This window comes from Dehalococcoidia bacterium, from assembly GCA_030018455.1.
In the GTDB taxonomy this organism is placed as follows: domain Bacteria; phylum Chloroflexota; class Dehalococcoidia; order DSTF01; family JALHUB01; genus JASEFU01.
Window position 1 is genome coordinate 290450 of sequence record JASEFU010000002.1, and the last position, 25227, is coordinate 315676.

26 protein-coding genes are annotated in these 25227 nt (G+C 65.5%); 17 read left to right on the forward strand and 9 right to left on the reverse strand.

Going from position 1 to position 25227, the window contains the following annotated elements; all coding sequences use genetic code 11:
• The first annotated feature begins 84 nt into the window (after positions 1-84).
• The 6 genes from QME71_04815 (at position 85) to clpX (ending at position 7418) form a co-directional block, all read left to right on the forward strand.
• On the forward strand, positions 85-1740 hold the full coding sequence (locus QME71_04815; GenBank protein MDI6857622.1) for a peptide ABC transporter substrate-binding protein: 1656 nt from the start codon (positions 85-87) through the stop codon (positions 1738-1740).
• A 246-nt stretch (positions 1741-1986) separates the two neighbouring features.
• Complete coding sequence (locus tag QME71_04820; GenBank protein MDI6857623.1) at positions 1987-2985, forward strand: ABC transporter permease; 999 nt, start codon at positions 1987-1989, stop codon at positions 2983-2985.
• A 43-nt stretch (positions 2986-3028) separates the two neighbouring features.
• A complete protein-coding gene (locus QME71_04825) occupies positions 3029-3952 on the forward strand; it encodes an ABC transporter permease (GenBank protein MDI6857624.1) in 924 nt (307 codons plus the stop codon).
• Positions 3953-4067: 115 nt separating this feature from the next.
• Entirely contained in the window at positions 4068-5387 is a 1320-nt protein-coding gene (gene tig, locus QME71_04830; GenBank protein ID MDI6857625.1) for a trigger factor, read from the forward strand.
• Positions 5388-5458: 71 nt separating this feature from the next.
• The gene (locus tag QME71_04835) at positions 5459-6061 is read left to right on the forward strand and encodes an ATP-dependent Clp protease proteolytic subunit (GenBank protein MDI6857626.1); all 603 of its coding nucleotides are present in this window, start codon (positions 5459-5461) and stop codon (positions 6059-6061) included.
• A gap of 58 nt (positions 6062-6119) precedes the next feature.
• A complete protein-coding gene (gene clpX / locus QME71_04840; protein ID MDI6857627.1) occupies positions 6120-7418 on the forward strand; it encodes an ATP-dependent Clp protease ATP-binding subunit ClpX in 1299 nt (432 codons plus the stop codon).
• 119 nt (positions 7419-7537) lie between these two features.
• On the opposite strand, the gene QME71_04845 is transcribed toward clpX, so the two are convergent.
• The gene (locus tag QME71_04845; protein MDI6857628.1) at positions 7538-8527 is read right to left on the reverse strand and encodes a decaprenyl-phosphate phosphoribosyltransferase; all 990 of its coding nucleotides are present in this window, start codon (positions 8525-8527) and stop codon (positions 7538-7540) included.
• Positions 8528-8674: 147 nt separating this feature from the next.
• Here QME71_04845 and QME71_04850 point away from each other — a divergent pair, with 147 nt between their 5' ends.
• The 11 genes from QME71_04850 to QME71_04900 all read left to right on the forward strand — a co-directional run bounded on the left by QME71_04850 (position 8675) and on the right by QME71_04900 (position 16414).
• Entirely contained in the window at positions 8675-9412 is a 738-nt protein-coding gene (locus QME71_04850; protein ID MDI6857629.1) for a TlyA family RNA methyltransferase, read from the forward strand.
• A 5-nt stretch (positions 9413-9417) separates the two neighbouring features.
• Positions 9418-10299: an NAD(+)/NADH kinase gene (locus QME71_04855; GenBank protein ID MDI6857630.1), complete on the forward strand. Its 882-nt coding sequence runs from the start codon at positions 9418-9420 to the stop codon at positions 10297-10299.
• A complete protein-coding gene (locus tag QME71_04860) occupies positions 10299-10799 on the forward strand; it encodes an N-acetyltransferase (GenBank protein ID MDI6857631.1) in 501 nt (166 codons plus the stop codon). Before QME71_04855 ends, QME71_04860 begins: the two co-directional genes overlap by 1 nt.
• 9 nt (positions 10800-10808) lie before the next feature.
• Positions 10809-11360, forward strand: coding sequence for an NUDIX hydrolase (locus QME71_04865; protein MDI6857632.1), 552 nt, complete (start codon positions 10809-10811; stop codon positions 11358-11360).
• 17 nt (positions 11361-11377) lie between these two features.
• A complete protein-coding gene (locus QME71_04870; GenBank protein ID MDI6857633.1) occupies positions 11378-12211 on the forward strand; it encodes a hypothetical protein in 834 nt (277 codons plus the stop codon).
• Between the two features lie 118 nt (positions 12212-12329).
• Positions 12330-12629, forward strand: coding sequence for a nucleotidyltransferase domain-containing protein (locus QME71_04875; GenBank protein ID MDI6857634.1), 300 nt, complete (start codon positions 12330-12332; stop codon positions 12627-12629).
• A 13-nt stretch (positions 12630-12642) separates the two neighbouring features.
• Complete coding sequence (locus QME71_04880; GenBank protein MDI6857635.1) at positions 12643-12972, forward strand: DUF86 domain-containing protein; 330 nt, start codon at positions 12643-12645, stop codon at positions 12970-12972.
• A gap of 231 nt (positions 12973-13203) precedes the next feature.
• Positions 13204-14877, forward strand: a complete 1674-nt coding sequence (locus tag QME71_04885; protein ID MDI6857636.1) for an FAD-binding protein — start codon at positions 13204-13206, stop codon at positions 14875-14877.
• Entirely contained in the window at positions 14877-15629 is a 753-nt protein-coding gene (gene sdhB, locus QME71_04890; GenBank protein ID MDI6857637.1) for a succinate dehydrogenase iron-sulfur subunit, read from the forward strand. The genes QME71_04885 and sdhB overlap by 1 nt, the downstream gene beginning before the upstream one ends.
• Positions 15622-15993 carry a succinate dehydrogenase, cytochrome b556 subunit gene (gene sdhC / locus QME71_04895; protein MDI6857638.1) on the forward strand — a complete coding sequence of 124 codons (372 nt, stop codon included), beginning with the start codon at positions 15622-15624 and terminating at the stop codon, positions 15991-15993. Before sdhB ends, sdhC begins: the two co-directional genes overlap by 8 nt.
• Positions 15994-16006: 13 nt before the next feature.
• Positions 16007-16414, forward strand: a complete 408-nt coding sequence (locus QME71_04900; GenBank protein ID MDI6857639.1) for a hypothetical protein — start codon at positions 16007-16009, stop codon at positions 16412-16414.
• Between the two features lie 15 nt (positions 16415-16429).
• On the opposite strand, the gene QME71_04905 is transcribed toward QME71_04900, so the two are convergent.
• From QME71_04905 to larE, 8 genes are all read right to left on the reverse strand, one after another.
• Positions 16430-17062 (reverse strand): Fe-S-containing hydro-lyase, encoded by a 633-nt coding sequence (locus tag QME71_04905; protein ID MDI6857640.1) that lies wholly within the window; start codon positions 17060-17062, stop codon positions 16430-16432.
• Complete coding sequence (locus QME71_04910) at positions 17059-17904, reverse strand: fumarate hydratase (GenBank protein MDI6857641.1); 846 nt, start codon at positions 17902-17904, stop codon at positions 17059-17061. The genes QME71_04905 and QME71_04910 overlap by 4 nt, the downstream gene beginning before the upstream one ends.
• 19 nt (positions 17905-17923) lie before the next feature.
• Positions 17924-18850: a malate dehydrogenase gene (gene mdh, locus QME71_04915; GenBank protein ID MDI6857642.1), complete on the reverse strand. Its 927-nt coding sequence runs from the start codon at positions 18848-18850 to the stop codon at positions 17924-17926.
• A 21-nt stretch (positions 18851-18871) separates the two neighbouring features.
• Complete coding sequence (locus QME71_04920) at positions 18872-20815, reverse strand: aconitate hydratase (protein MDI6857643.1); 1944 nt, start codon at positions 20813-20815, stop codon at positions 18872-18874.
• A gap of 178 nt (positions 20816-20993) precedes the next feature.
• The gene (locus tag QME71_04925) at positions 20994-22544 is read right to left on the reverse strand and encodes a carboxyl transferase domain-containing protein (GenBank protein MDI6857644.1); all 1551 of its coding nucleotides are present in this window, start codon (positions 22542-22544) and stop codon (positions 20994-20996) included.
• Positions 22545-22614: 70 nt separating this feature from the next.
• Positions 22615-23319: a LysM peptidoglycan-binding domain-containing protein gene (locus QME71_04930; protein ID MDI6857645.1), complete on the reverse strand. Its 705-nt coding sequence runs from the start codon at positions 23317-23319 to the stop codon at positions 22615-22617.
• A 78-nt stretch (positions 23320-23397) separates the two neighbouring features.
• On the reverse strand, positions 23398-23808 hold the full coding sequence (locus QME71_04935; protein ID MDI6857646.1) for a hypothetical protein: 411 nt from the start codon (positions 23806-23808) through the stop codon (positions 23398-23400).
• 412 nt (positions 23809-24220) lie between these two features.
• The gene (larE, locus tag QME71_04940; protein ID MDI6857647.1) at positions 24221-25060 is read right to left on the reverse strand and encodes an ATP-dependent sacrificial sulfur transferase LarE; all 840 of its coding nucleotides are present in this window, start codon (positions 25058-25060) and stop codon (positions 24221-24223) included.
• Positions 25061-25227 lie beyond the last annotated feature (167 nt).

Genomic DNA, 25227 nt, shown 5'->3' on the forward strand with positions numbered 1-25227 from the left:
GTGAAGCTGAAGACGCGGGCGCCGGGCGGCCTTGGCGAATGGCCTGTGCCGTCATGCTCGCGTTACGTGAGGAGACGTGGGGTCATGATCAGGTTGCTTCAGGCGACGAGAGGCATAGTCCTGTCGCTGCTGGTTGTCTTCGGCAGCACCGGCATTTTCATTTTCAACCAGGGGTGCAGCAGCGACGGCAACGGTGAGCCCATCGAGCAGAATGGGGAAAGCGCGGACGGCGGGTCGACGTCAGCGGACGGGACCTTGCGGGTGCCCGGCGGCGATCCCGTAACCCTCGATCCCGCGCTCGCCGGTGACGCGATATCCGCCACCTACGTCGTCGAGCTTTTCGGCGGCCTCGTCACCATCGACAAAGACCTGAACGTCGTCGGCGATATCGCCGAATCGTGGGAAATAAGCCCCGACGGCAGGGTCTATACCTTCCATCTCCGCGACAACGTTGTCTTCCACTACAGCAACCGCCTGGTTACAGCTGAGGACTTCAAGTACTCGATGGAAAGGGCGGCCGACCCCCAGACAGCGTCGATCGTGGCCGAGGCCTACCTGGGCGATATCGTCGGCGCGCGGGATATGATCCGGGGCCGCGCCGACGAGATCAGCGGCATCAAGGTGGTCGACGACTTCACGCTGGAGATAACAATCGACGAGCCCAAGCCGTACTTCCTCGCCAAGCTCACCTACCCAACCGCATTCGTCGTCGACAAAGACCAGATCGAGAGCAACCCCCGCAACTGGCTGCGGAAGCCGCACGGAACAGGCCCCTACAAGCTCAAGGAGTGGCGCCTCGGCGAAAGCATCTTGCTCGAGGCCAACGACCGCTACCACCTCGGCGCTCCGTCCGTGAAGACGGTCGAGTTCCTGCTGTCGGGCGGCTCGATCCTCACCATGTACCAGAACAACGAGCTTGACGTCGCCGGCGTGTCGATAAACGACATCGAGAGGGTGCAGGACCCGAACGACCCCCTGAGCGACGAGTACGTGAGCGCCGATGAGTTGTCGATTTCTTATCTCGGCTTCAACACGCAGAAACCCCCGTTCGATGACGCAAATGTGCGCCGCGCCTTCGGCATGGCGATCGATCGGGAGAAGATCGCTGAAGTCCTCCTCATGGACATGTTGCCCGTCGCCCACAGCATCATGCCGCCCGGACTGCCGGGCTACAACCCCGACGCGCGCGGCCCGACCTACGACCCCGAGCAGGCAAGACAATTGCTCGCCGAGTCGAAGTACGGTGGGCCGGGTGGGCTGCCCAAGGTCACGATCACCGAGATCGGCGGCGGCGCCACCGCAGGCTCGGACACGCAGGCGATGATCGAAATGTGGAAGGACAATCTGGGCGTGGAGGTCGAGATCGAGCAGACGGAGGAGGCCACCTTCTGGCAGGACCTGGACAAGGGCCAGTACCAGATGTTCACCGCCGGCTGGATCATGGACTACCCCGACCCGGAGGACATACTCGATATCCTCTTCTACAGCAAGAGCCGCCAGAACAACACCCGCTACAGCAACGCCGAAGTCGATGCGCTCCTGCTGCAGGCGCGCACGGAGCAGGACGTGGCGGCGCGGATGGCCCTTTATCAGCAGGCGGAACAGATCATCCTTGACGAGGCGCCATGGATACCGCTCTACTACGGGCGCGACCACGTGGTCGTGAAGCCGTACGTGAAGAACTATCTCCTGCCGCCGATGGTCATTCCGAAGCTGCGTTACGTGACACTCGAACAGTAGGGCGTTCGCACGGGGCGCAACGCCTTTCGAGCGGCGCTTGCCGGACAGGCCGAAAGCGTGGGCGCAACGAGTCAACGACATCGAGCACGACGGGCGCTCCTCGGTTGAGCAGGAGTGCGCCCCGGGCGAAAGAGGCGGGCGCCCCTGATGCCGCGCTTTTCAGGGCGCGGTGTGGCAAACAATCTCGCCCGCCCGAGAGCAGCTCGCGGCAGGTCTGACCATGGAGACTCGGAACGCAGTCTAGAAATGCAAGGCCTCCTCCCCTACGTAGTGCGACGGCTCGCCTGGGCGCCGGTCATTCTCCTTGCGGTATCGTTTATCACTTTCGCCATCATCCGGCTCGGCCCCGGCGATCCCGTCAGCGTGGCCCAGGGGCAGTACCGCGACCCCGAGGTGCTGGAGCGCATCCGCCACACGAAGGGGCTCGACAAGCCCTTCCTTGAGCAGTACGGCATCTACCTGAAGAACGTGCTGCACGGAGACCTGGGGGAAAGCTTCCGCTACCCTACGATGACTGTGCCCGAGATCATCTTCCGCAAGATGTGGGTCTCGGCGCAGATCGGCATCGTGGCGCTGGCCGTGATCTTCGGGGTGGGCATTCCTATCGGCATCTACGCCGCCGTGAAGCAGGGCACCTGGGCCGACCCCTTCTCCATCAGCGTCTTCCTCTTCTTCCAGTCGATACCGGTCCTTGTTACCGTGCCGGTCATGCTTCTCGTGTTCGTGCTCAAACTGCACTGGCTGCCCACCGGAGGTTGGGCGTGCCCCGTCGACCTCGGCTTCCTCCCGGAGCCTGTGAACTGCATCGGCGTCTTCGACAAACGGATCATTATGCCCGTCCTCGCCCTATCGCTGCCCGGAGTCGCCGGTGTCGCCCGCCTAACGCGCGCAACGACGCTCAGCGTGCTCGGCGAGGAGTACGTGCGGACGGCGCGCGCGAAGGGGCTTCGGGAGTTTACTGTGATGAGCCGGCACGTGGCCCGAAACGCCCTCCTGCCGCTCGTGACCGTCATCGGGCTGTCGCTGGCGGCGCTGCTTGAAGGCGCGTTCTTCACCGAGACGCTGCTGGGCATCCCCGGCATCGGGCGCCTCGCCTTTGAGTCGGTGGGAGAGCGTGACTACGACGTGATAATGGCCATGACCATGGTCTTGGCGACGGCGTTTATAGTCGCCAACATCGTCATCGATATCGTTTACACGTTCATCGACCCGCGTATCCGCTATGAGCGACAGAGAGCTGGATAGCACCGTCGAAATTGTCGCGGAAGAGCCGCAAGACGAAGCGTTAGTGCCGACTCGCGCGCGGGGGCCGCTTGCCATCGCCCTGCGCCGTCTCCTGCGCAAGAAGATAGCGGTAGCGGCGATTGTCTTCATCGCCGTCTTCTACTTCTGCGGCATCTTCGCCCCCTGGGTGGCGCCGCACAGCTTCACCGACCAGGACCTCGACCACGCGCGCGAGGGCCCTTCCATCGAACACCCCCTGGGCACCGACCGTCACGGCCGCGACATGCTGAGCCGCGTCATCTGGGCCTCTCGCACCACCGTCATCGTCACCGTTGCCACGCTGATCACGGGCGGCATCGTCCTCGCTGTGGGGCTCGGCCTGCTTGCCGGGTACGCCGGCGGCAAGGTCGACATGTTCATCATGCGGCTGGGCGACGTGTTCTGGGCGCTTCCCGGCCTGGCAATGCTGATAATGATTAACGCTGCTCTTGGTTCGCGCATTCGGTCGATCGGCTGGCTGGAGAACATTGAGGACGCGCTGAGGATCGACGGTTTCCCCGACTACGTCGTCGTGTTCGGGGCGCTTTCGCTGTTCTCGTGGGTGGGCGGCGCGCGGGTCATCCGGTCGCAGGTGCTGGCGCTGCGGGAGACGGATTACGTGCAGGCGGCGCGAGCGATGGGCGCGTCGACGGCGCGGGTCATCGTGAGCCACCTCCTGCCGAACGTGAGCAACATCGTTATCGTGAGTCTCTCTGCCTCCCTGGGGGCGATCGCGGGCACGGAGATCGCTCTTACCTGGTTCGGGGTCGGAGTCCAGCCGCCGACGCCGTCGTTCGGCGCCATGCTGTACGAGGGCGGCTCGATCCGCACCCTCCAGGCCGACCCGCACCTGCTGCTCGTGCCCGGCGCGGTGGTGGCGATGCTGATCTTCTCCTTCAACCTCCTGGGCGATGCCCTCATGGATGTCCTCACGCCGCACGCCCGCTGAGGCCGGGGCCTTTGGCGCCGCGTTTTGGGGCGTGTCCTGTTATCCCGGAGCAATACTCTTTCCGCCCTTGAAACCCGCATGTTATAATAGAATCAATCCAAGGAGTCTTCATCGCGTGAAGGTTTCCGCCGAGAGAATCCCCCAGAGCCAGGTTGTCCTTCAGATTGAAGTTGAGCCGGAGCGAGTCGAGAAATCGCTCGACGCCGCGTACCGGCGTCTTGTGCAGCGCGCCAGCGTCCCCGGCTTTCGCAAGGGGAAGGCGCCGCGCGCCATGCTGGAGCGGCACCTGGGGCGGGACGTACTTCTGCAGGAGGCCCTCGACCGACTGATCCCGGAGGTATACCGCGAGGCGGTGGAAGCGGAGGAGATCGAGCCCATAGAGCTGCCGGAACTCGAGATGGTGAGCACTGAGCCGCTGGTAATGAAAGCTACCGTTCCCATCCGTCCCACCATCGAGCTGGGCGACTACCGCAGCCTGCGCGTGCCGCGCGAGCCGGTCGTCGTGCCGGAGGAGCGGATCGATGAGGCCCTCGAAGGGCTGCGACACCGTTACGCGAACTTGGAGCCGGTGGAACGGCCCGTCCGGTGGGGCGATTTCATCCGCATCGACGCGTCGATAAGCGTGGGCAATCGCCGCATCATCGAACAGAAGGATGTCGAGTTCCCGTTGCGGGAAGGCGCATCGGTCTATCTGCCGGGGTTCGCCGACAGGCTTGTCGGGCTCGAAAAGGGGCAGGAGAGCGAGTTCGTTCTGCCTGTCGCCGAGGACTACGGCGACGCGGGGCTGGCGGGAAAGGAGTGCGCCTGTCGGGTCGTGGTGCACGAGGTGAAAGAGGAGAAGCTGCCGCCTCTCGACGACAGCTTCGCCCGCCAGGTCGGCGAAGGCTTCGCGAGCCTCGACGCGCTGCGCGAACGCCTCGCGGCCGACATCCGCGAAGCGGAGGAGCAGGCGGCGATGGACCGCTACCGGGCGGAGGTAATCTCGGTCCTCGAGAAGAACGCCCGCCTCGAGTACCCGCCGGTGCTGGTCGAAAAGGAAGTCGACCGGATGCTGCGGGAGCAGGCTGGGCCGCGCGGCGACGGCGACCTGGAGCGCTACCTGCAGCGGGCCGGCAAGTCGGAGGAGCAGCTCCGCGAGGAGATGCGCCCCCTCGCCGAGCAGCGTTTGCGACGGTCGCTACTGTTGTCCAAAGTCGCGGAAGTCGAGAATATAGAGGTTGACGAAAGCGAGGTGGGACAGGAGATCGAGCGGATGGCTTCCAGTGCGGGGCCTCAGGCGGACGAGATCCGGCGCCTGTTCGATAACCCCGGCGGCCGGGAGGCCATTCAAGGATCGCTGTTCACCCGCAAGACGTGGGACAGACTGATAGAGATCGTATCCGGCGCGGAGCCGGCCGAGGGGGACGAGGAGACCGGAGCGGAGGAGGAAGAATAGCCCTGTAACGGCGGCTCTCCGCAATCGTTTTGTTAGAGGGCTGCGTCGACAGGTGGAGTGGGGAGCAAACCATGAGAACTGATCCAACTAGTCTTATACCGATGGTCATCGAGAGCGGCGCCCGCGGCGAGCGCGCCTTCGACATCTACTCGCTGCTGTTGAAGGAACGCATCATCTTCCTGGGCACGCCGATCGATGACCAGATAGCCAACCTTATAATCGCGCAGCTCCTGTACCTGGAACGGGAAGACCCGGACAGAGACATTAGCATGTACATACACTCACCGGGCGGCATCGTTCCCGCGGGCCTGGCGATCTACGACACCATGCAGCTTGTCCGGCCGGACGTGTCGACCATCTGCGTTGGAATGTCGGCGAGCTTCGCCACCGTACTGCTGGCGGCGGGCACCGCGGGCAAGCGCTACGCCCTGCCCAACGCCACAGTGCACATGCACCAGGCGGCGGGCGGCGTGCGCGGCCAGGCGGCCGACATCGAAATCCACGCCAAGGAGATACTGCGCGAGCAACAGATAATCCGTGATATACTCTCGCGCCATACCGGCCAGCCGCCGGAACGGATCGCGCGAGATTCCGACCGTGACTTCTATATGGACGCCCAGCAGGCAAAAGAGTACGGGATCGTCGACGAGATCCTGGAAAAGCCGCCGGCTTAGGGTTTTGCTAATAGGGGATCACTGTTACACTAGCCCACTGTGTTGAGGGGAATGGACAATGCCGAATAGTCGGGGCAGCCGAATACAATACCACTGCTCCTTCTGTGGAAAGAACCAGGACCAGGTAAAGAGACTTATTGCCGGGCCGGGCGCCGTATACATCTGCGACGAGTGCGTCGAGCTGTGCCGCGAGATAATCGAGGAAGAGGCGGCGGGCCCCGTCAAGACGAAGGCGCGGGCGCAGCGCGTGCCGCCGCCCAAGTTCATCTATGAACAGCTCGGCGAGTGGGTCATCGGCCAGGAGCAGGCGAAGAAAGTCCTTAGCGTCGCCGTCTACAATCACTACAAGCGCATCGGCGCCGGCCGCCAGGCGGGCGACGTTGAGCTGGAGAAGACGAACATACTCCTTGTCGGTCCCACCGGTACCGGCAAGACCCTGCTTGCGCGCACCCTTGCCCGCATACTCGACGTGCCGTTCACCATCGCCGACGCCACCGCCCTTACCGAAGCCGGATACGTGGGCGAGGACGTGGAAAACATCCTCCTCCATCTCATCCAGGCGGCCGATTACGACATCCAGAGGGCGGAGCGCGGCATCGTCTACATCGACGAGATCGACAAGATCGCCCGCAAGAGCGACAACCCATCGATCACGCGCGATGTCTCGGGCGAAGGCGTGCAGCAGGCGCTCCTCAAGATAATCGAGGGGACGGTGGCCAACGTGCCGCCGCAGGGAGGGCGCAAGCACCCGCATCAGGACTTCATCCAGATAAACACGGCGAACATCCTGTTCATCTGCGGCGGCGCCTTCGAAGGGCTGGAGAAGATCGTCGACAGGCGTCTCGGCGCCAGCAGGCGGTCCATAGGCTTCGCAGCCGACTTCCGCAACCGCTCCGGACAGGACCTGACCGACGAGTTGCTGAAGCACACGACCCACGACGACCTGCTTCACTACGGTCTTATACCTGAGTTCGTCGGCCGGCTGCCTATGGTGGTGAGCCTCAGTTCCCTCGGCAAAGAGGAGCTGGTCAGGATACTGACGGAGCCCAAGAACGCCCTCATGAAGCAGTTCCAACGCTTCTTCGCCTTCGATGACGTGGAGCTTACGTTCACGGAGGAGGCGCTCGCGGCCTGCGCTGAGCAGGCGATCCGCCACCGGACAGGGGCGCGCGGCCTCCGCACAGTACTGGAGGACGTGCTGCTGGATGTGATGTACGAGATACCCTCGCGCGGCGACGTGCGGAAGTGCATCGTCAACGCCGAGACGATACAGGGGCACAAGAAGCCCCTGCTGATCACACAATCGGGCCAGACGATCGAGCCGCTGGAGGTGCCGCTCAGCGAAGAGTCCGCCTAGCGGGGGTGATCGCCCCGTAGGGTCGGGACTCTGTGCCCGACCAGCACCGATGACGAAAGAGAGGCCGGTCGTGTGGAACGGCCTCTCTCTTTGTTCGGAACTCTCGGCCGGTGATCGGCCTACTCTCGCGCGACACCCAGTATCGCCGCCGATACAGCTACCCACAAAAGAATGTCCACGATAAGCGGCCAGTCCTTCAGGAGCACCTCTTCAGGGCTGCCGCCCTCGCCGCGCACGTGCACGAGATACAGGTAGCGGAAGATGCCGTAAAGCACGAACGGCGTGGTCAGCATCATCGAGTGGTTCTCGGGCAGGTTCTCCGCCGTGAACGTGTACAGCCCGTAGGCGACGAGCGTGGAGGCGGTCACGATGGACGCCATCTGGTCGAGAAGGTGCGGCGTGTACTCGTCGAGGATGGGACGGTGCTGGTTCGCGTCCTCCTTCAGCAGGGCAAGCTCCGCCCGCCGCTTGTTTATCGCTAGGAAGAGTGCCCCCAGCGCCGTCACGGCGTACAGCCAGGGCGATATCGGCACGTCGATAACGAGCGCGCCTGCCATCGCCCGCAGGACGAAGCCCGCCGCGATCAGCATGAGGTCGAGCAGGACGACGTGCTTGAGATTGTACGAGTACGCGAAGGTCATCGCCGTGTAGCCGGTGACCACCGCGCCGACCTGCCACGAGAGCGCGAAGCTGCCCGCTATCCCGACGACGCCCAGCGCCAGCGCCGCCGTCGCCGCGGTCTGCACCGAGAGCTTGCCCGACGCTATCGGCCGCAAACGCTTCCGGGGGTGTAGCAGGTCGGTCTCACGGTCGCGGATGTCGTTGACGAGATACTCCGCGCTGCAGACGAGGCAGAAGAGGAGGAAGGTCGCCGTCGTCCTGCCGAGGAGCGGCAGCCAGGAGTTGACGTCGCTCAGGTGCCAGGCCTGCCCGACGGAGAACAGCATCGCCATGTAGACGAGAAGGTTCTTCGTCCACTGCCTGGGGCGCGTGGAGACGATGAGATAGCGGGCGAAGGAAAGGACGCCTCTTTCGGGTGCGGCGCTCAATTTCTGGGACGCCGCGAGGGAGGCCGTCGGTTCGGAGAGGACGTTTTCGCCGTCTGCCATACGCCGATGATAGATGCTCGCGCCGACCCCCGTCAATCGCAGCCCGATTCTTCGGACGCGTGCCGAAGCCGCGAACTTCCCGGTCGCCGTCGCAGCCGCGCAACGCGCTTCCTTGACTTCTGTTATTCCTGTCACTATGCTCTTTTTGTGACACCGAAGAGCCGCCTGGATGTCCTGCTCGTCCAGCGCGGCCTGGCTGAAAGCCGGGAGAAGGCGCAGGCTTTCGTGATGAGCGGCGCAGTCCTCGTCGATGGAAAGCCCGCCTCCAAGCCCGGCGTTCTCGTGTCTGACGGGGCCGAACTCGAGCTGGCCGAGAGCGCCCGCTACGTCGGCAGGGGCGGTGAGAAGCTGGAGCACGCTCTCGGCGTCTTCGCTCTCGACGTGCGCGGACTCGTGGCCGTCGACGCCGGCGCGTCTACCGGCGGCTTCACCGACTGCCTCCTGCAGCGCGGCGCCGCCCGTGTTTACGCCGTCGACGTGGGCTACGGGCTGCTCGACCCGCGGCTCCGCGCCGACCCGCGCGTCCGCGTGATGGAAAGGGTAAACGTGAGATACTTGGAAGACCTTCCCGAGGCGCCCGACCTGGCGACTGTCGACGTGTCGTTCATCTCGCTTCAGAAAGTGGTGCCGCCGTTGGTGAAGCTTCTGAAGGGCGGCGGCCACGTCCTCGCGCTCATCAAGCCGCAGTTCGAGGCGCGCCGCGAGGAGGTCGGCAAGCGGGGCGTCGTCCGCGACCCTCAGGTCCACGCCGCCGTAATCGGACGGACGGTCGCATGGGCGGCGTCGCAGGGCTTGCGGCTGCGCGGCCTCACCACGTCCCCGTTGCGCGGGCCCGCCGGCAACAAGGAGTTCTTCGTGCTCTGGCGAAAGGAAGCGGGAGCGTAGCGGCCATGGACAAGGTGGGCATTCTCTACCACCCGAAGATGCCCGAGGCGGAGGCGCTCGCCGGGGAGCTGCATTCCCTTGCTTCGCCGCACGTGGGCGAAGTCTGGGTCGCCGCCGCCTGGGACGAACAGGCCGTCAAGGACAACGTCGCCGGCAGCGACCTCCTGATCTCCATCGGCGGCGACGGCACCATCCTCAGAGCGGCGCGGGCGAGCGTCCCCCACGACATCCTGCTGCTGGGGGTAAACCTCGGCCGGCTCGGCTTCCTCACGGAGCTGAGGGGCGAGGAGGCGCGCGAACGCGTACCGGAGATACTCGCCGATTCGAAGTGGACGGTGGAAGAGCGGGGCATACTACACGCGCAGGTGCTGGCGGCTCGCGGGGGGCGCGTCGTCATGGGCGAGCAGCCTTATCTCCACGCGCTGAACGACCTCGTGGTCGGGCGCCCCGCTCTGGGGAGGACGATCGTTGCCAGCGCCTACATCGACGGCGAGCTCGTCGCCGACTACCGCGCCGACGGCATCCTCGTCGCCACCGCGACCGGAAGCACGGCCTACTGCCAGGCCATCGGGGGTCCTATCCTGCACCCTGAGTCGAAGGAGATGGTGCTGGCGCCCATCGCGCCTCACCTCGGCCAGACGAACGCCCTCGTCCTGCCGCCGACGGCCGTCGTCGAGCTCGTGCTCGACCCCGATCAGCAGGCCGTTTTCAGCCTCGACGGCGAGGCCACCGTCGGCCTTGCGCCCGGGCAGGCCGTCCGCGTCACAATGAGCCACCATGTCGCCCGCTTCATCCGTCTCCCGCAGGAGCCCGGGTTCTATCAGCGGGTGGCGGTGCGCCTGCGCTGGCGGCGGACCCCCGATCCCAACGAGAAGGAAGCCCGATAATGGTCGTCAAGGCGGGAAAGAGAGAGAAGTTGCTCCACGGCCCGTTTCTCGTCGAGAAGGCAAGCACCCGCGACGTCTCGGGTCTCCACGAGATCATCAGCTCATTTGCGGAGAAGGGCGAGATGCTGCCCCGCACGATGGGCGAGGTCTACGAGAATCTGCGCGACTTCTTCGTCGTGCGGCGCAGCGACGAGATTGTCGCTTGTGTGGCCCTGCACATAGTGTGGGAGGACCTCGCCGAGGTCCGCTCGCTCGCCGTGCGCGAGGAGCGTCAGGCGCTGGGGCTGGGAGGGCTGCTGGTGCGGGCCTGCATCGAAGAGGCGCGCGGTCTCGGGCTGAGCCGCGTCTTCGCGCTCACGCTCAAGCCCGGCTTCTTCGAAAAGCTCGGCTTCAAACAGGCGGATGTCATGACTCTGCCTCACAAGGTCTGGAACGAGTGCTACCGCTGCCCCAAGTTCCCCAACTGCGACGAGGTGGCGATGGTGCTGGAGCTGGATTAGGGGGTTGACGTGCCCGAGGAAGAAGAAAACCTGCCGTGGACGATTCACAGCCGCCGCGTCTACAAAGGGCGGCTGGTAAATGTCCGTCTCGACAACGTGGTCGTCGATGATGGCCCTGCCAGAGTCAGGGAGGTGGTCGAGCACCCCGGCGCCGTGCTCTTACTCGCCCTCGACGACGTCGACAACGTCTTTCTCGTGCGGCAGTACCGACATCCCGTAGGTCGCCATCTTTACGAGCTTCCCGCCGGCACGATAGACGATGGCGAAGAGCCCGCGGTCTGCGCCGAGCGCGAGCTGCGCGAGGAGACCGGCTTCCGCCCCCGCCGCCTGGAGCCTCTCGGTGGCTTCTTCCTGAGCCCCGGCTACAGCAACGAGTACATCCACCTTTTCCTCGCCACAGGCCTCGAGGAGAGTCCTCTCGAGGCGGCAGAGGAAGAACACCTGACGGCCCTGCGTGTGCCCCTCGCGGAGGCGCTGCGCATGATCGAGCGGCGCGAGATCGAAGACGCAAAGTCGATCGCTGGTCTGCTGTTGCTGGCGCAACGCCGGGCCGTTTCCTGAGCTTTCCGATACCGCGAATGCCTGACCAGTACCCGCCCGTTCCGCCAGAAAACCGGAAGATATATCGGTTTCCTCGCCTCGGCCTTCTGCTATTTGCCGTCAACCTCCTGTTCGGAGTGAAGCGGTCGGTATCGCGCGACTCGCAGTGGATAATGCGGGTTAACCCGCCCCCTCCGCACGTCATCGGCCTTGAGAACGTGCCGCCACGTGGCCCCTTTGTCCTCGTCGCCAACCACTACGAGCGCCCCGGTCTGCAAATGCACTTCATCGGCATCGCAATTGCCGCGGTTGTGGCCGAACGTCGCGAGGAGAGTCGCGACATCCACTGGGTGATCACGAACCAGTGGGAGGGGCGCCGCTTTGGGCCGATTCCCATCCCTGTCTGGCTCACGCGCTGGACCTTCGGACGGGTGGCGCGCGTATACGGCTTCGTCGCGATGCCACAGAGCGAACAGCAGGTCGCGGGACGGGCGGCGGCCCTTAAGCAGGCAGCGGCGATTGTCGCCGCGCGCGTCCGCGATGGGAAGCGGATCGAGGGCGAGCCCGTGGGCATGATGCCGGAGGCGAGAGGAAAAGGCGTCCTCGTCGAGGCGACGCCGGGCGCGGGCCTCTTCCTCCAACTGCTGAACCGCCGCGGCGCGCCCATCCTGCCCGCGGCGGCGTACGAGGAGCCGGGACGCCTGGTGCTTCGCTTCGGCGAGCCGTTCGACCCCCTCGTTCCTCGACGCGCCAGCCGCGAAGAGCAGGACCGCCTGATCCGGGAGCAGACGATGGTCGCCATCGGGCGGTTACTTCCGGAGAGCATGTGGGGCTTTTACGCGGAGGCCATCCGCCGCTCCTTCGAAAGGTGACCGGCAGACACGTTATGGACAGGCGCCTGCGAATGCCATAAACTGCCGTAATGGTAGCCCGCGTCTGAATTCGCAGCGACAAGTCAAACACGGCATCTGAGCCCGGCGGAGACCTGGCATGATCCCTGATATCGAGACCAACCGCGCGGAGTTGGAAGCGCTGTGCAAGCGTTTTGGAGTGCGCCGGCTCGAAGCCTTCGGTTCGGCGGTGACGGGTCGTTTTCAGTCCGAGACCAGCGACATTGACCTGCTGGTGGAGTTTGAGCAGCCGGACAGCCCCGGCTACGCCGATCGGTACTTCGGGCTGCTGGAGTCGCTGGGGGCGCTGTTTCGGCGACACGTTGACCTTGTCGTCGCATCGGCGATCAAGAACCCCTATTTTCGCCAGTCAGTTGACGCCACGAGGGTCTTGCTCTAGGCAGCTTGAGGCAATGAAGTGCGTGCGTGATATTGCGGGAGCTTGCGAGCAGATAACCGCCTTCACCGCAGGCAGGACGTTCCCCCAGTACGAAGACGATGCCATGCTGCGCTCAGCCGTCGAGCGTCAATTCGAAATCATCGGCGAACCGCTGTTACATCTGTCACGGCTCAACCCGGCTGCAGCGAACCGGATCACCGAATACCGCCGCATCATCGCTTTTCGAAACATTCTGGCGCATGGCTACGCGCAAGTGGACGACCGCTTGGTATGGGATATCGTCGAGACCAAGCTTCCGACGCTGCGTGAAGAGGTGGCCTCTCCGCTGGCGGGAACAGACTAACGCGCTGCTTGCCGGCGTAATTCGAGAATGCCGCCCCCCTGTTCCGCCGCTGCTCTCCGTCTCCTTTCCGTGGGCCCGCAACCGTCTGCAGTTTCGGTTGCCCGGATGCCGACTGGTCGAACCCATGGACGCCTCGCTGCTCTCGCTGGATTCAGAATCCCGTATCGCCTAATATGTCGATGGCTTCGTCGTTCACCCATCGAACGCCTCGAAAACCGGTTGTTCTGAAGAATGCTGCAGCATGACGTCCTCGTGATCGGAGCGGGCCTGGCGGGCCTGAGGGCGGCCCTCGAGGCGGCCCGTTCGGGCGCCGACGTAGGCGTCCTCACCAAGGTCTACCCCCTTCGCAGCCACTCCGTCGCCGCCCAGGGCGGGATCAACGCCGCCCTCAGCGAGGACGATTCGTGGGAGACGCACGCCTACGATACCGTCAAAGGCAGCGACTACCTCGGCGACCAGGACGCGATCGAGACGATGTGCCGCGAGGCGCCGTCAGACATCGTCGAGCTCGAGCGCATGGGCACCGCCTTCAGCCGGCGGCCGGACGGACGCATTGACCAGCGGCCCTTCGGCGGCGCCGGCTTCCCCCGCACCTGCTACGTCGCGGATATCACCGGCCAGGCGATACTCCACACCCTGCACGAGCAGGCGCTCAAGCTGAACGTCCCCACGTACGATGAGTGGTTCGTCCTCTCGCTCGTTGTGGAGGACGGCGAGTGCCGCGGCGCCGTCGCCCTGAACATGCGCACGGGCGAGATCGAGGCGCTGGCCGCCAAGGCGGTCGTGATGGCGGGCGGCGGCTTCGGACGCGTATATACGCCGACGTCCAACTCCCTGATCTCCACCGGCGACGGCCATGCCCTCGCCTATCGCGCCGGCGCTCCCCTCATGGACATGGAGTTCGTGCAGTTTCATCCCACCACCCTGCGCGACAGCGGCGTCCTCATCACCGAGGGAGCCCGCGGCGAAGGCGGCTACCTGCTAAACGCCCTCGGCGAGCGCTTCATGGAGAAATACGCGCCGAACAAGATGGAGCTCGCCGCCCGCGACGTCGTCTCGCGCGCGGAGCAGACGGAGATCGACGAGGGACGCGGCGTCGACGGCTGCGTGCTGCTCGACCTGCGGCACCTGGGCAAAGCGAAGATCATGGAGAAGCTGTTCCAGATCCGCGAGCTCGCCCTCGACCTCACGAACACCGACTTCATTACCGACCCCGTGCCTGTGCGTCCCGGCATGCACTACGCGATGGGCGGCGTCAAAACGGATATCCACGGCGCGACGCCTCTGCCAGGCCTCTTCGCTGCCGGCGAGTGCGCCTGCGTCAGCGTCCACGGCGCGAACCGTCTCGGCGGCAACTCCATGCTGGAAACGATCACCTTCGGACGCCGCGCGGGTAGGGCAGCGGCAGAGCACGCCCGCTCGAAACCTTCACCCTCCGTTCTCGCGTCCGCCGTCCAGCGCGACCGCGAGATGATCGCCGAGATACTGGCGCGGCCGCGGAACGGCGAACGCATGGCCGACCTCCGCGCCGAGATGGCGGCGGCGATGAACCGGGGCGTCGGCATCTTCCGGACGAAGCAGGGCATGGAAGAGGCGCTCTCCACCGTGCGCCAACTCAAGGAGCGGGCCAAGAGTGTGCCCGTGGCAAGCAAGGGGCTCGTCTTCAACATGGAGCTGCTTTCCGTCATCGAGCTCGGCTTCATGCTCGACCTTGCCGAGGTCATCGCTCTCGGAGCGCTGATGCGCGAGGAAAGCAGGGGCGCGCACTCGCGGCGCGACTTCCCGGAGCGCGACGACGAGCGCTGGATGAAGCACACGCTCGCGCGCTACCGTCCCGAAGGGCCGGTCCTGGAGTACGCGCCGGTGACGGTGACGCGCTGGCAGCCGGAGAAGAGGGTGTACTAGTGGAAGTAAAGCTCAGGGTGCGACGCTTCGATCCGTCGCAGGGAGATGAGGCGTACTATCAACGGTACGCCGTCGAGGTTCCGCCGTCGGCGACCATCCTCGACTCGCTGCTCGCGGTGCGCGAGCGGGTGGACGGCTCGCTCGCCTTCCGCTGCGCCTGCCGGAGCGCCATCTGCGGCTCCTGCGCCATGCGCGTGAACGGCGTCTCGCGCCTCGCCTGCAAGACGAAGGCAATCGACGTAGCCCCGAATGGCGGCGAGATCACGCTCGAACCGCTCGCCAACCTTCCCGTGATCAAGGACCTCGTCGCGGAGATGGCACCGTTCTACGAGAAGATGCGCGCCGTCCTGCCCTGGCTGGTCGTCGATCCGGAGAGGCCGGAGCCCGAGCGGGAGTACCTGATGGAGCCGGAGCGCGCGCTGCGCCTGGGCCACCTGGTCTCGTGTATTCAGTGCGCGGCCTGCTACTCCGCCTGTCCCATCGTCGCCATCGACGACGGCTACCTGGGGCCGGCCGCCCTCACGAAGGCATGCCGCTACTGCCAGGACACGCGCGACGACGCCAGAGCCCAGCGGCTGGCGCGCATCGCCGACGAGGAAGGGCTGTGGCGCTGCCATACGGTGTTCAGTTGCATGGAGCAGTGCCCAAAGGGGATCAACCCCACGGAAGCGATCCAGCAGTTGAAGAAGATGGTCATCTTTGACAGGCTGGGGCTCGACCGCTCCGGCAAAAGGCGGAAGCGCGATGTATAAGCCGCTCGACGCCCAGTTCCAGGCAAAGGCGATGAGGACGGGCACCGCCGCGTGGGCGCTGCAGCGGCTCTCCGGTCTTTTCCTCACCGTCTATCTCATCGCTCACATCTTCGTCATCGGCACGGCGCTCCAGGGGGAGCGGACCTTCGACGACCTGCTGGAGACGTTCGAGCACACGCCGTTCCTCGTCCTCGACGCCGGCCTGGTGGGCGTGGTGGCGTTCCACGCCTTCAACGGACTGCGTCTCATCCTGTTTGACTTCGCGATCGGCCTGCGCTTTCAGAAGGCGATGTTCTGGGCCGCTTTCGCGGGCGCAGTGGCCGTGTTCGCGGCGTCGGTGTTCGCGGTGCGGAACCTGTTGTAGGGGAAGAGTCTAAATGGCGCGACTGGAGCTTGAACGAGAGATGCTGGCGGCGCCACAGGCCAGCTTCAGCTTCTGGCCGTGGCTCTTCCAGCGGATATCGGCGGTGGGGCTGATCGTGCTGCTGCCCTTGCACATCGTGGTTACGCACCTGTTCAACATCGCCGAAGTCGAGGAGGGCGCGCTGCCCGCGCTCGTCGTCTTCTCCGACGTCGTGCAGCGCATGGAATCGCCGGTCTACTGGACAATCGACCTGCTGCTTTTGGGCTTCGCGCTGTTTCACGGCCTGAACGGCGTGCGCAACATCCTCCTTGATTACGGGATGAGGGGCGCCGTCGGGAGAGTGACGACGGGAGCGCTTTCGCTGCTGGGGGTAGCAGCCTTCGCTTACGGCGTGGTCGTCCTCGCCTCGTTCATCGACTGAGTCGCGGGCGCGACGCTAGACGCCGCCGCCGTCCGACGACTCCGCTTTCTGCTCCACCGGCTCGTAGCTTCCCAGCAGGTCGCGCCGCTGGTAGCGCGCCTTCCCTTGCTCGAGGAGGTCGTTCCCGTACATGTCGTCGGCCACGATGACGGGGAAGTCCTCCACATCGAGGCGCCGCACGGCCTCCGTCCCCAGGTCGTCGTAGGCGACGACCTCCGCCTTCCTGATCCGCCTCGACAGCAGGGCGCCGAGCCCGCCGACGGCGATGAAGTAGACGCCGCCGTACTGCTTGAGGGCGTCGCGCACGGCCCGGTCGCGGCCCCCCTTGCCGATGGTGGCCTTGAGGCCGTGCTTCATGAGGATCGGCGTGTAGGGGTTGAGGCGCATGGCGGTTGTGGGCCCGGCGGCGCCGATGACGCGGCCGGGACGCGCAGGCGTGGGGCCGACGTAGTAGATGACCTGCCCCCTGATGTCGAACGGGAGCGGCTCGCCATTTTCCAGCGCCTCGACCATCCGGCGGTGCGCGGCGTCGCGGGCCGCATAGATGACGCCGGTGAGGCGGACGTGGTCGCCGGCGCGCAGCCCCGCCACCGTTTCGTCGCTCAGTGGAAGCTGAACGCGTTTACCTTTCGCTTCGTCGCCGCTCATAGCTCCGCCTCTTTCAGCCGCGCGCTGTGGCACTGCATGTTGACGGCAACCGGCAGCGCGGTGATGTGCGTGGGGAACGTCTCAACGTGTACGGCGAGGGCGGTGTTCGTGCCGCCGACCGCCTGCGGCCCCAGCCCGAGCGCGTTCACCTTCGTGAGCAGCTCGCGCTCCAGGTCGGCGGTCTCCGCGTCAGGGCTCGGCTCGCCGACCCGCCGCGTGATCGCCTTCTTGGCCAGCAGCATGCAGTGCTCCGCCGTCCCGCCGATGCCCACACCGAGGACGAGTGGCGGACAGGGGTTGCCGGCCGCTTCCTCGACGGCCCTGAGGACGAAGTTGACCACGCCCTCGCGGCCCTGGCCGGGGAGGAGAACCGTCATGCGGCTCATGTTCTCGCAGCCGCCGCCCTTGGGCATGACTTTTATCCTGAGCCTATCGCCGGGGACGGGATCGACGTGGATGACGGCGGGCGTGTTGTCGCCGGTGTTCTTGCGGGCGGAAAAGGGCCGCTCGACGATGGACTTGCGCAGGAAGCCTTCGGTGTAGGCTTTCGCGACGCCCCGGTTTATCGCTTCTCCCAGGCCGCCGCCGGTGACGTGGACGTCCTGCCCCAGCTCCACGAACACGACGGACGTGCCCGTGTCCTGGCAGAGCGGGACCATCTCTTCGGCGGCGATGGCGGCATTCGTCAGGATGTCATCGAGGATCTGGCGTCCGAGGGGCGACCCCTCGGACTCGCGGGCGCGTTGCAGGGCGGCGATGACGTCCTGGGGCAGGAAGTGCGCCGCCTCAATGAATAGCTGCGCCACCTTCTCACTGATCTCGCCGGCTGTTATCTCTCTCATATCACAGCAATCGGGTCTATCACATCCCCGTTGCCTTTATCACCTCCCGCACCGATTCCGCCGACCTCTCGAACATCTGGCGTTCGTCGTCCGTCAGCGGAATATCGAGGATTTGCTCGACCCCCTTCGCGCCCAGCTTCACCGGCACGCCCATGTAGATGTCGTTCAGGCCGTATTCCCCTTCGAGGTAGGCGGCGCAGGGAAGGATCCGCTGGCGGTCGAGCAGCACGGCGTCGACCATCTCGATCGTCGCCGCTGCGGGGGCGTAGTAGGCGCTGCCCGTCTTCAGCAGCGCGACGATCTCGCCGCCGCCCTTGCGCGTGCGCTCGACGAGGGCGTCGATGCGCTCTTTCGGCAGGAGATCGCCGATGGGGATGCCGCAGACGGTGGTGTGACGGACGAGCGGGACCATGTCGTCGCCGTGGCCGCCGAGCACGTACGACTGCACGTCCTCCACCGACACGTTCAGCTCCCGGGCGATGAACGTGCGAAAGCGGGCGGCGTCGAGGATGCCGGACTGCCCGAAGACGCGCTCGCGGGGGAAGCCGCTCACCTTCTTCGCCACGTAGCACATAGCGTCGAGCGGGTTCACGAAGACGATGATGATGGCGTTTGGCGAGTGCCTGACCGCCTGCTCGGTGACGGACTTGACGATATCGGTGTTCGCAGTGACCAGGTCTTCGCGGCTCATGCCGGGAAGACGCGGCTTGCCGGAGGTGATGATGACGATGTCGGAGCCGGCGGTATCGAACCAGTCGTTCGTGCCGGTGATCTTGGAGTCGAAGCCGACGATGGGGCCGGCCTGGGAGATGTCGAGGGCCTTGCCCTGGGGCAGTCCTTCGACAACATCAAGCATTACGATGTCGGCATACTCTTTGGCCGCCAGGTCGCGGGCCATGCTGCCGCCGGTCTGCCCGGCGCCGACGATTGTGACTTTCGCGCGCAACGCCTCTGCCTCCTTACTCTGCTACGCGCGACCCGCGTGGGGCCGCGATGTCTTTACATAATTGAGCGCCCCGCCGGCCAGCAGAACGTCGACCTGGCGCGGCGACAGGGTGTGACGGGCCGTGAACTCGAACCCGCGCGTGAGGTTGCGGACGCGCACCTCGGGGCCGCGCTTGAGCGCCTCGCGGACGTCCGTCGCCTCCAGCTCATCGCCTTGCGCCACGCGGTCGTAGTCGGCCGGGTCGTTGAAGACGAGCGGAAGGATGCCGAAGTTGACGAGGTTCGCGGCGTGAATGCGGGCGAATGACTTCGCGAGCACCATCTTCAGCCCCAGTGACATCGGCGCGAGGGCGGCGTGCTCGCGGCTGGAGCCCTGCCCGTAGTTGCCGCCGCCGACGACCAGCCAGCGCCGCGTTTGCCTTGCGCGCGCGGGCAGCGTGGGGTCGATGCGCTCGAAGGCGTGCTCCGCCATCGCCGGTATGTTCGAGCGCAGCGGCAGCAGCTTCGCTCCCGCGGGCGCGATGTCGTCGGTGGAGACGTTGTCGCCGGTCTTGAGGAGCACGGGCGCTCGAATCGTATCGGGAAGGGGCTCGGCGAGAGGCAGCGGCTTGATGTTGGGGCCGCGCACGATTTCGACGTCGCGCCGCTTGTCCGACGGCGGGATGATCATGCGGTCGTCCACAGGGAACTCCGCTGGCAGCTCGACCTCCGGCGCGTTGCCGAGGTCGCGCGGGTCGGTGATGACGCCGCGAAGGGCTGTCGCCGCCGCGACCTGCGGGCTGCACAGGTAGACGGCGTCGCCCGTCGTGCCGCTGCGGCCGGGGAAGTTGCGGTTGAAGGTGCGCAGCGAGGCCGTCCCCGTCGCCGGCGCCTGACCCATGCCGATGCAGGGCCCGCAGGCGCACTCAAGGATGCGGAAACCGGCCGCGATCAGGTCGGCGAGGGCGCCGTTTTCCGCAATCGACATCAGCGCCTGGCGCGAGCCGGGGTTGAGCGCGGCGCTCAGCGAGGGGGCAATCGTCTTGCCCCTCACGGCCGCGGCCACCGTCATCAGGTCGATGTACGACGAGTTGGTGCAACTGCCGAGGATGACCTGGGCGACCTCGCGGCCTGCCGCCTCGCGCACGGGGACCACGTTGTCGGGGCTCGACGGCAGGGCGATGAGCGGCTCGAGCGCCGAGAGGTCGATCTCGACCGCGTCGTCGTACTCCGCGTCGGCGTCGGCGCTCAGGGGTATCCACGCCTCTTCGCGCTTTTGCGCCCGCAGGTACTCGCGCGTCCGTTCGTCGCTGGCGAAAAGCGACGAGGTGGCGCCCAGCTCAGCGCCCATGTTGCATATTGTCGCGCGTTCGGGCACCGAGAGGGTCGCCGCGCCCTCGCCGCCGTACTCGAAGATGCGTCCGACGCCGCCCTTCACGGTGAGGCGCCGCAGCATCTCGAGGATAACGTCCTTCGCCGAGACCCAGGGCGGCAGGCGGCCCTTCAGCTCCACGCGCACGATCTGGGGCATCGTCAGGTAGAACGGCTCGCCCGCCATCGCCATCGCCACGTCGAGGCCGCCCGCGCCAATCGCCAGCATGCCCGCCCCGCCGCAGGTGGGGGTGTGGCTGTCGGAGCCGAGCAGCGTGCGGCCGGGGGCGCTGAAGCGTTCGAGGTGGACCTGGTGGCAGATGCCGTTGCCGGGGCGCGAGAAGTAGATGCCGTACCGGGCGGCGACGCTTTGCAGATAGCGGTGGTCGTCGGCGTTCTCGAAGCCGGTCTGTAGCATGTTGTGGTCGACATAACTCACGGAGAGGGCGGTCTGGACGCGGGGGACGCCCATGGCCTCGAACTGGAGGTAGGCCATGGTGCCGGTGGCGTCCTGGGTGAGCGTCTGGTCGATACGGAGCGCGATCTCACGTCCGGCGACGGGTTCGCCGGCGACGAGGTGGTCTTCGATGATCTTACGGGCCAGGCTTTTCCCCACGGGGGCTCCTTCTGCGGAGGGCTTTCGAATCGATTATATAGCGGGGGAGCGCTTAGCCCAAACCGGCAAGAAACAGGGCGGGCATCGAGTAACGGTGATCGTCTCGCCTTTCTCAACCCCGTCGAGAAGGCGAGAAAGATGTGTCTTTGCTTAGCGCACTCCGACTTGTCTCATATCGCTAGAGGGGGATGTTGCCGTGCTTCTTGCGAGGCGTCGTGTCCGTCTTGTTGCGCAGCATCTCCAGCGCCTTGATTATCTGCCACCGCGTCTCCCGAGGGTCGATCACGTCGTCGATGTACCCGCGCTCCGCCGCAACGTATGGGCTGGCGAACCGCTCCTGATAGTCCTTGATTAGCTGCGCCCGCAGCGCCTCCGGGTCGGCCGACTCCTGCAACTGGTTGCGGAAGATGATGTTCACCGCCGCGTCCGGCCCCATCACCGCGATCTCCGCTATCGGCCAGGCGTAGTTGATGTCGGCGCGCAGGTGCTTCGACCCCATGGCGTCGTAGGCGCCGCCGAACCCCTTGCGCACGATGATCGTCACCTTGGGCACCGTCGCCTCCGAGTAGGCGTAGACGAGCTTCGCGCCGTGGGAGATGATGCCGCCGAACTCCTGCGCCGTGCCGGGGAGGAAGCCGGGGACGTCGACGAGGGTGATGATGGGTATGTTGAAGGCGTCGCAGAAGCGCACGAAGCGCGCCGCCTTCCGCGACGAGTCGATGTCGAGCACGCCCGCCAGGTACAGCGGCTGGTTGGCGACGATCCCCACCGTGCGGCCGGCCATCCGCGCGAAGCCGACGACGATGTTCTGGGCAAAGTGCGCGTGCACCTCCATGAAGTCGCCGCTGTCAACGACACGGTATATCACCTCGCGCATGTCGTAAGGCTTCACCGGGTCGTCGGGCACGAGCACCAGCATGTCTTCCGAGCGCCGGTGGGGGTCATCGGCGGAAGCGACGACGGGCGGGTCTTCCATGTTGTTGAGGGGGAGGAACGACATGAGCTCCCGCACGGAGTTGAGGCACTCCTCCTCGTTCTGCGACGCGAAGTGAGCGACGCCGCTGCGGGTGGCGTGGGTCATGGCGCCGCCCAGCTCCTCGTGCGTCACCTCCTCCTGCGTCACCGCGCGGATGACATCGGGGCCGGTGATGTACATCTGAGAGGTCTTCTGCACCATGAAGATGAAGTCGGTCATTGCCGGCGAGTAGACGGCGCCGCCGGCGCACGGCCCCATGATTACCGATATCTGGGGGATGACACCGGAAGCGAGGGCGTTGCGCAGGAAGATGTCGGCGTAGCCGGCGAGGCTGGCGACCCCCTCCTGTATGCGCGCGCCGCCGGAGTCGTTCAGCCCGATGACGGGCGCCCCCGTCTTCATCGCCAGGTCCATGATCTTGCATATCTTCTCGCCGACGACCTCCGACAGGGAGCCGCCGAACACGGTGAAGTCCTGCGAGAAGACGAAGACGGGGCGGCCGTCGATGCGCCCGTAGCCGGTCACGACCGCGTCGCCGTAGTAGCGCTGCTTCTCGGCGCCGAACTCCGTGCAGCGGTGGGTCACCAGCGCGTCGACCTCGGTGAAGCTCGCCTCGTCGAGGAGGATGTCGAGACGCTCGCGGGCTGTGAGCTTGCCGCGGGCGTGCTGCGCCTCGATGCGCTTCTCGCCGCCGCCGAGCAGCGCCTGCTCTTTCATCTTCCGCAATCGTTCCAGCTTCTCTTCAACCGACATCAGTTGTCTCCTGTCACTGGTCTCATTTTTCGAGGCGCCGGCGCCCCCGGCCCTGCCTGTCGACGCTTCTCTACGGCTCCGGCGTCGGCGTCTCCGGTGGAGGTTCCGTTTCCTCGGGTGGAGGCGGCTCGGTTTCCTCAGGGGGAGGAGCAGGGGGAGCGGAGGATACGGGGATTATCAGCACGTCGCCGACATCGAGGCTGCGAAGGTCGTCGACGGTGGTGTTGTTGGCGGCCGCGAGCTCTTCGACGGTGATGCCGAAGCGGAGCGCGATATCGTTCGCGTTGTCCCCCGACTGGACGACGTAGGTGGTCTGCCCCTCCCGCGGCGTCGGCTGCGAGGCGCGTGTGCCCTCCGGTGTCGGTGTCTTTGGTTGTGGCGCGGGTGTAGAGGTGACGGTCCGTGGCATCGCGGTCTTCCCGGGCGTCGGTGTTTTCCCCGTCGACCCGGGCAGCCGCAGGACCTGTCCCACTTCCAGCCCTGTCGGATCGACTGAGGGGTTCAGCTCCATCAGCTCCTCCAGGCTTATTCCCAGGCGTTGCGCGATCTCGTACATGTTGTCGCCGGCCTGGATCACGTAAGTGTTGCCGGAAGGGCCGGGAGCGGAGCGCACGTCCTCGAGGAAGAGCGCCTCGGGAAGGACGGCGGGAAGCGTGGCTGTCGGTATCTTCTTCGGATCAAGGGCGGCCGAGGACGAATCGGAGCCGCCGCAGGCAGAAAGGACCGCCGCGCCGGCGAGCATCGTCCCGCCCAGAAGAAGACAACTCTTCAGCATGTTCGTTCCCACTGGGGAGGATACTACTATAGGGCCTGCAACGCGACAAGTAGCGCGAGACCGGATGGGGAGAATGGCCTACTGCCGGTTCTGGTTGCGTCTCGCTCGCAGCCAGTCCTTTATCCTGTCGGCCAGGCTGGGGCCGGACAGGTCGATCGGCTGGCCCCGCCAGCGTTTCTCCGGGCCGGCGCGGCGCGAGGTGAAGAACGAGATCGCTATCGTCGAGAAGAGGAGGATGAGGCCCGCGATAAGGGCATAGCGCCCCATCACGCTCCAGCGAAAGGCGAAGGCGAAAAGCACGAGGAGCAGGGAGACGATCATCAGGTGGCCGAGCGAGATCCGCGACAGCAGGTGGGCGACGTTGCGCTGGAACCGGTAGAAGGCGTTGCTGACGCGCTTGCGTAGCCGCTGCGCCGCTGACTCCTCAGGCAGGAACTTGTCCAGCCGGTTGAGGATGTCTTCGATTTCCCGTTCCAGATCGTCGGGCATGTTCCCCTTCCCTTTTAGATTCTACATCCCGCTCGATAAGCAGGTCTATGCCGCCTGGACACATGAGGTCGTTGGGAGGGCCCGTTCTCTATGCTCTTTGGAGACTGCGGCCGGACTTTTACAAGCTTTTTACACCTGTTTAGCACGCGATTGCGCGACACCGCTTATCCTGGGAGCGTAACGAACGCTTCAACCGGCAGCGAGAGAGGGGCGCGGAGCCGAAAAGCAGGGAGTCCATCGGTTGAGGAGGTTGCCGTTGCTTCTTCGACCGAATTCCGCCGGAGATGCGCCCTCCGACCGCTGGAACGAAGAAGAACGATGTTACGAGCGCTTTATCTAGGCGTCGCCTCTTGTTGAACAGCAAGAGTACGCAAGCCCCGCCGAAGCGGTCGCCCTCATGGACGGCCGCTTCTCATTGTCCGGACGGTTCCTCCCGCTCAGGTACGTTCAACGCCTCGTTGAGGCTGCCGCTGCGAAAGCCCGCCAGATCGAGCGTTACGTAGAGGTAGCCCAGAGACTTGAGCCGTTCGACGATCGCCTTTCGGGCCTCTCCCTTCGCCAGTGTTTCCAGCGCCTGCGGCTCGACCTCGATGCGGGCCAGCTCGCCGTGATGCCGCACGCGCACCTGCCGGCAGCCGAGGGAACGGATGAAGTCCTCCGCCGCTTCCACCTGTTGCAGCGCCGCTTCCGTGACCGGTGTGCCATAGGGTAGGCGAGAGGCAAGGCAGGCCATGGAGGGCTTGTCCCAGGTGGGAAGGTTGCTGCGGCGGGAGAGTTCGCGGATATCGGCCTTCCTGAGGCCCGCCTCGCGCAGAGGGCTGCGCACGCGCTGCTCCAGCGCCGCGCGGTTTCCGGGCCGGTAATCGCCGTCATCGTCCACGTTGCTGCCATCGACCACGCCTGCTATCCCCATCTCCCGCGCCATGGCCTGGAGACGGCTGAACAGCTCGCTCTTGCAGTGGTAGCAGCGGTCGGGCAGGTTGCTGGTGTAGGCGGGAAGCTCCATCTCGCGCGTCTCAACCGTGAGGTGCCGTATTCCGATCTGTCGGGCCAGGGCCGCCGCCGCTTCCGTTTCCGACCTGGGGACGGATGGCGAGAGCGCAGTCACGGCGACGGCATTCGGCCCCAGCGTCTGGTGCGCCACGGCGGCGAGATAGGTGCTATCTACGCCGCCGGAGAAGGCGACGAGCACCGATCCCATGTCACGGAGTATCTCTTCGAGGCGTCGTTGCTTCCAGGCCGGGTCTGTCATCGCATCCTCCAACCGAACACTGCATCGATCTTAACATTCGCCCGCCTACGTGACGAGAGCGAAGCCACCGGGGGCTGCTGTGGTGGGCAGGCGGCAATCTAAAGGATCGCCTGCCGCTACCGATACATATTCAGTGGAAGCGTTTGCCACATTTGCCCTCATAGGAC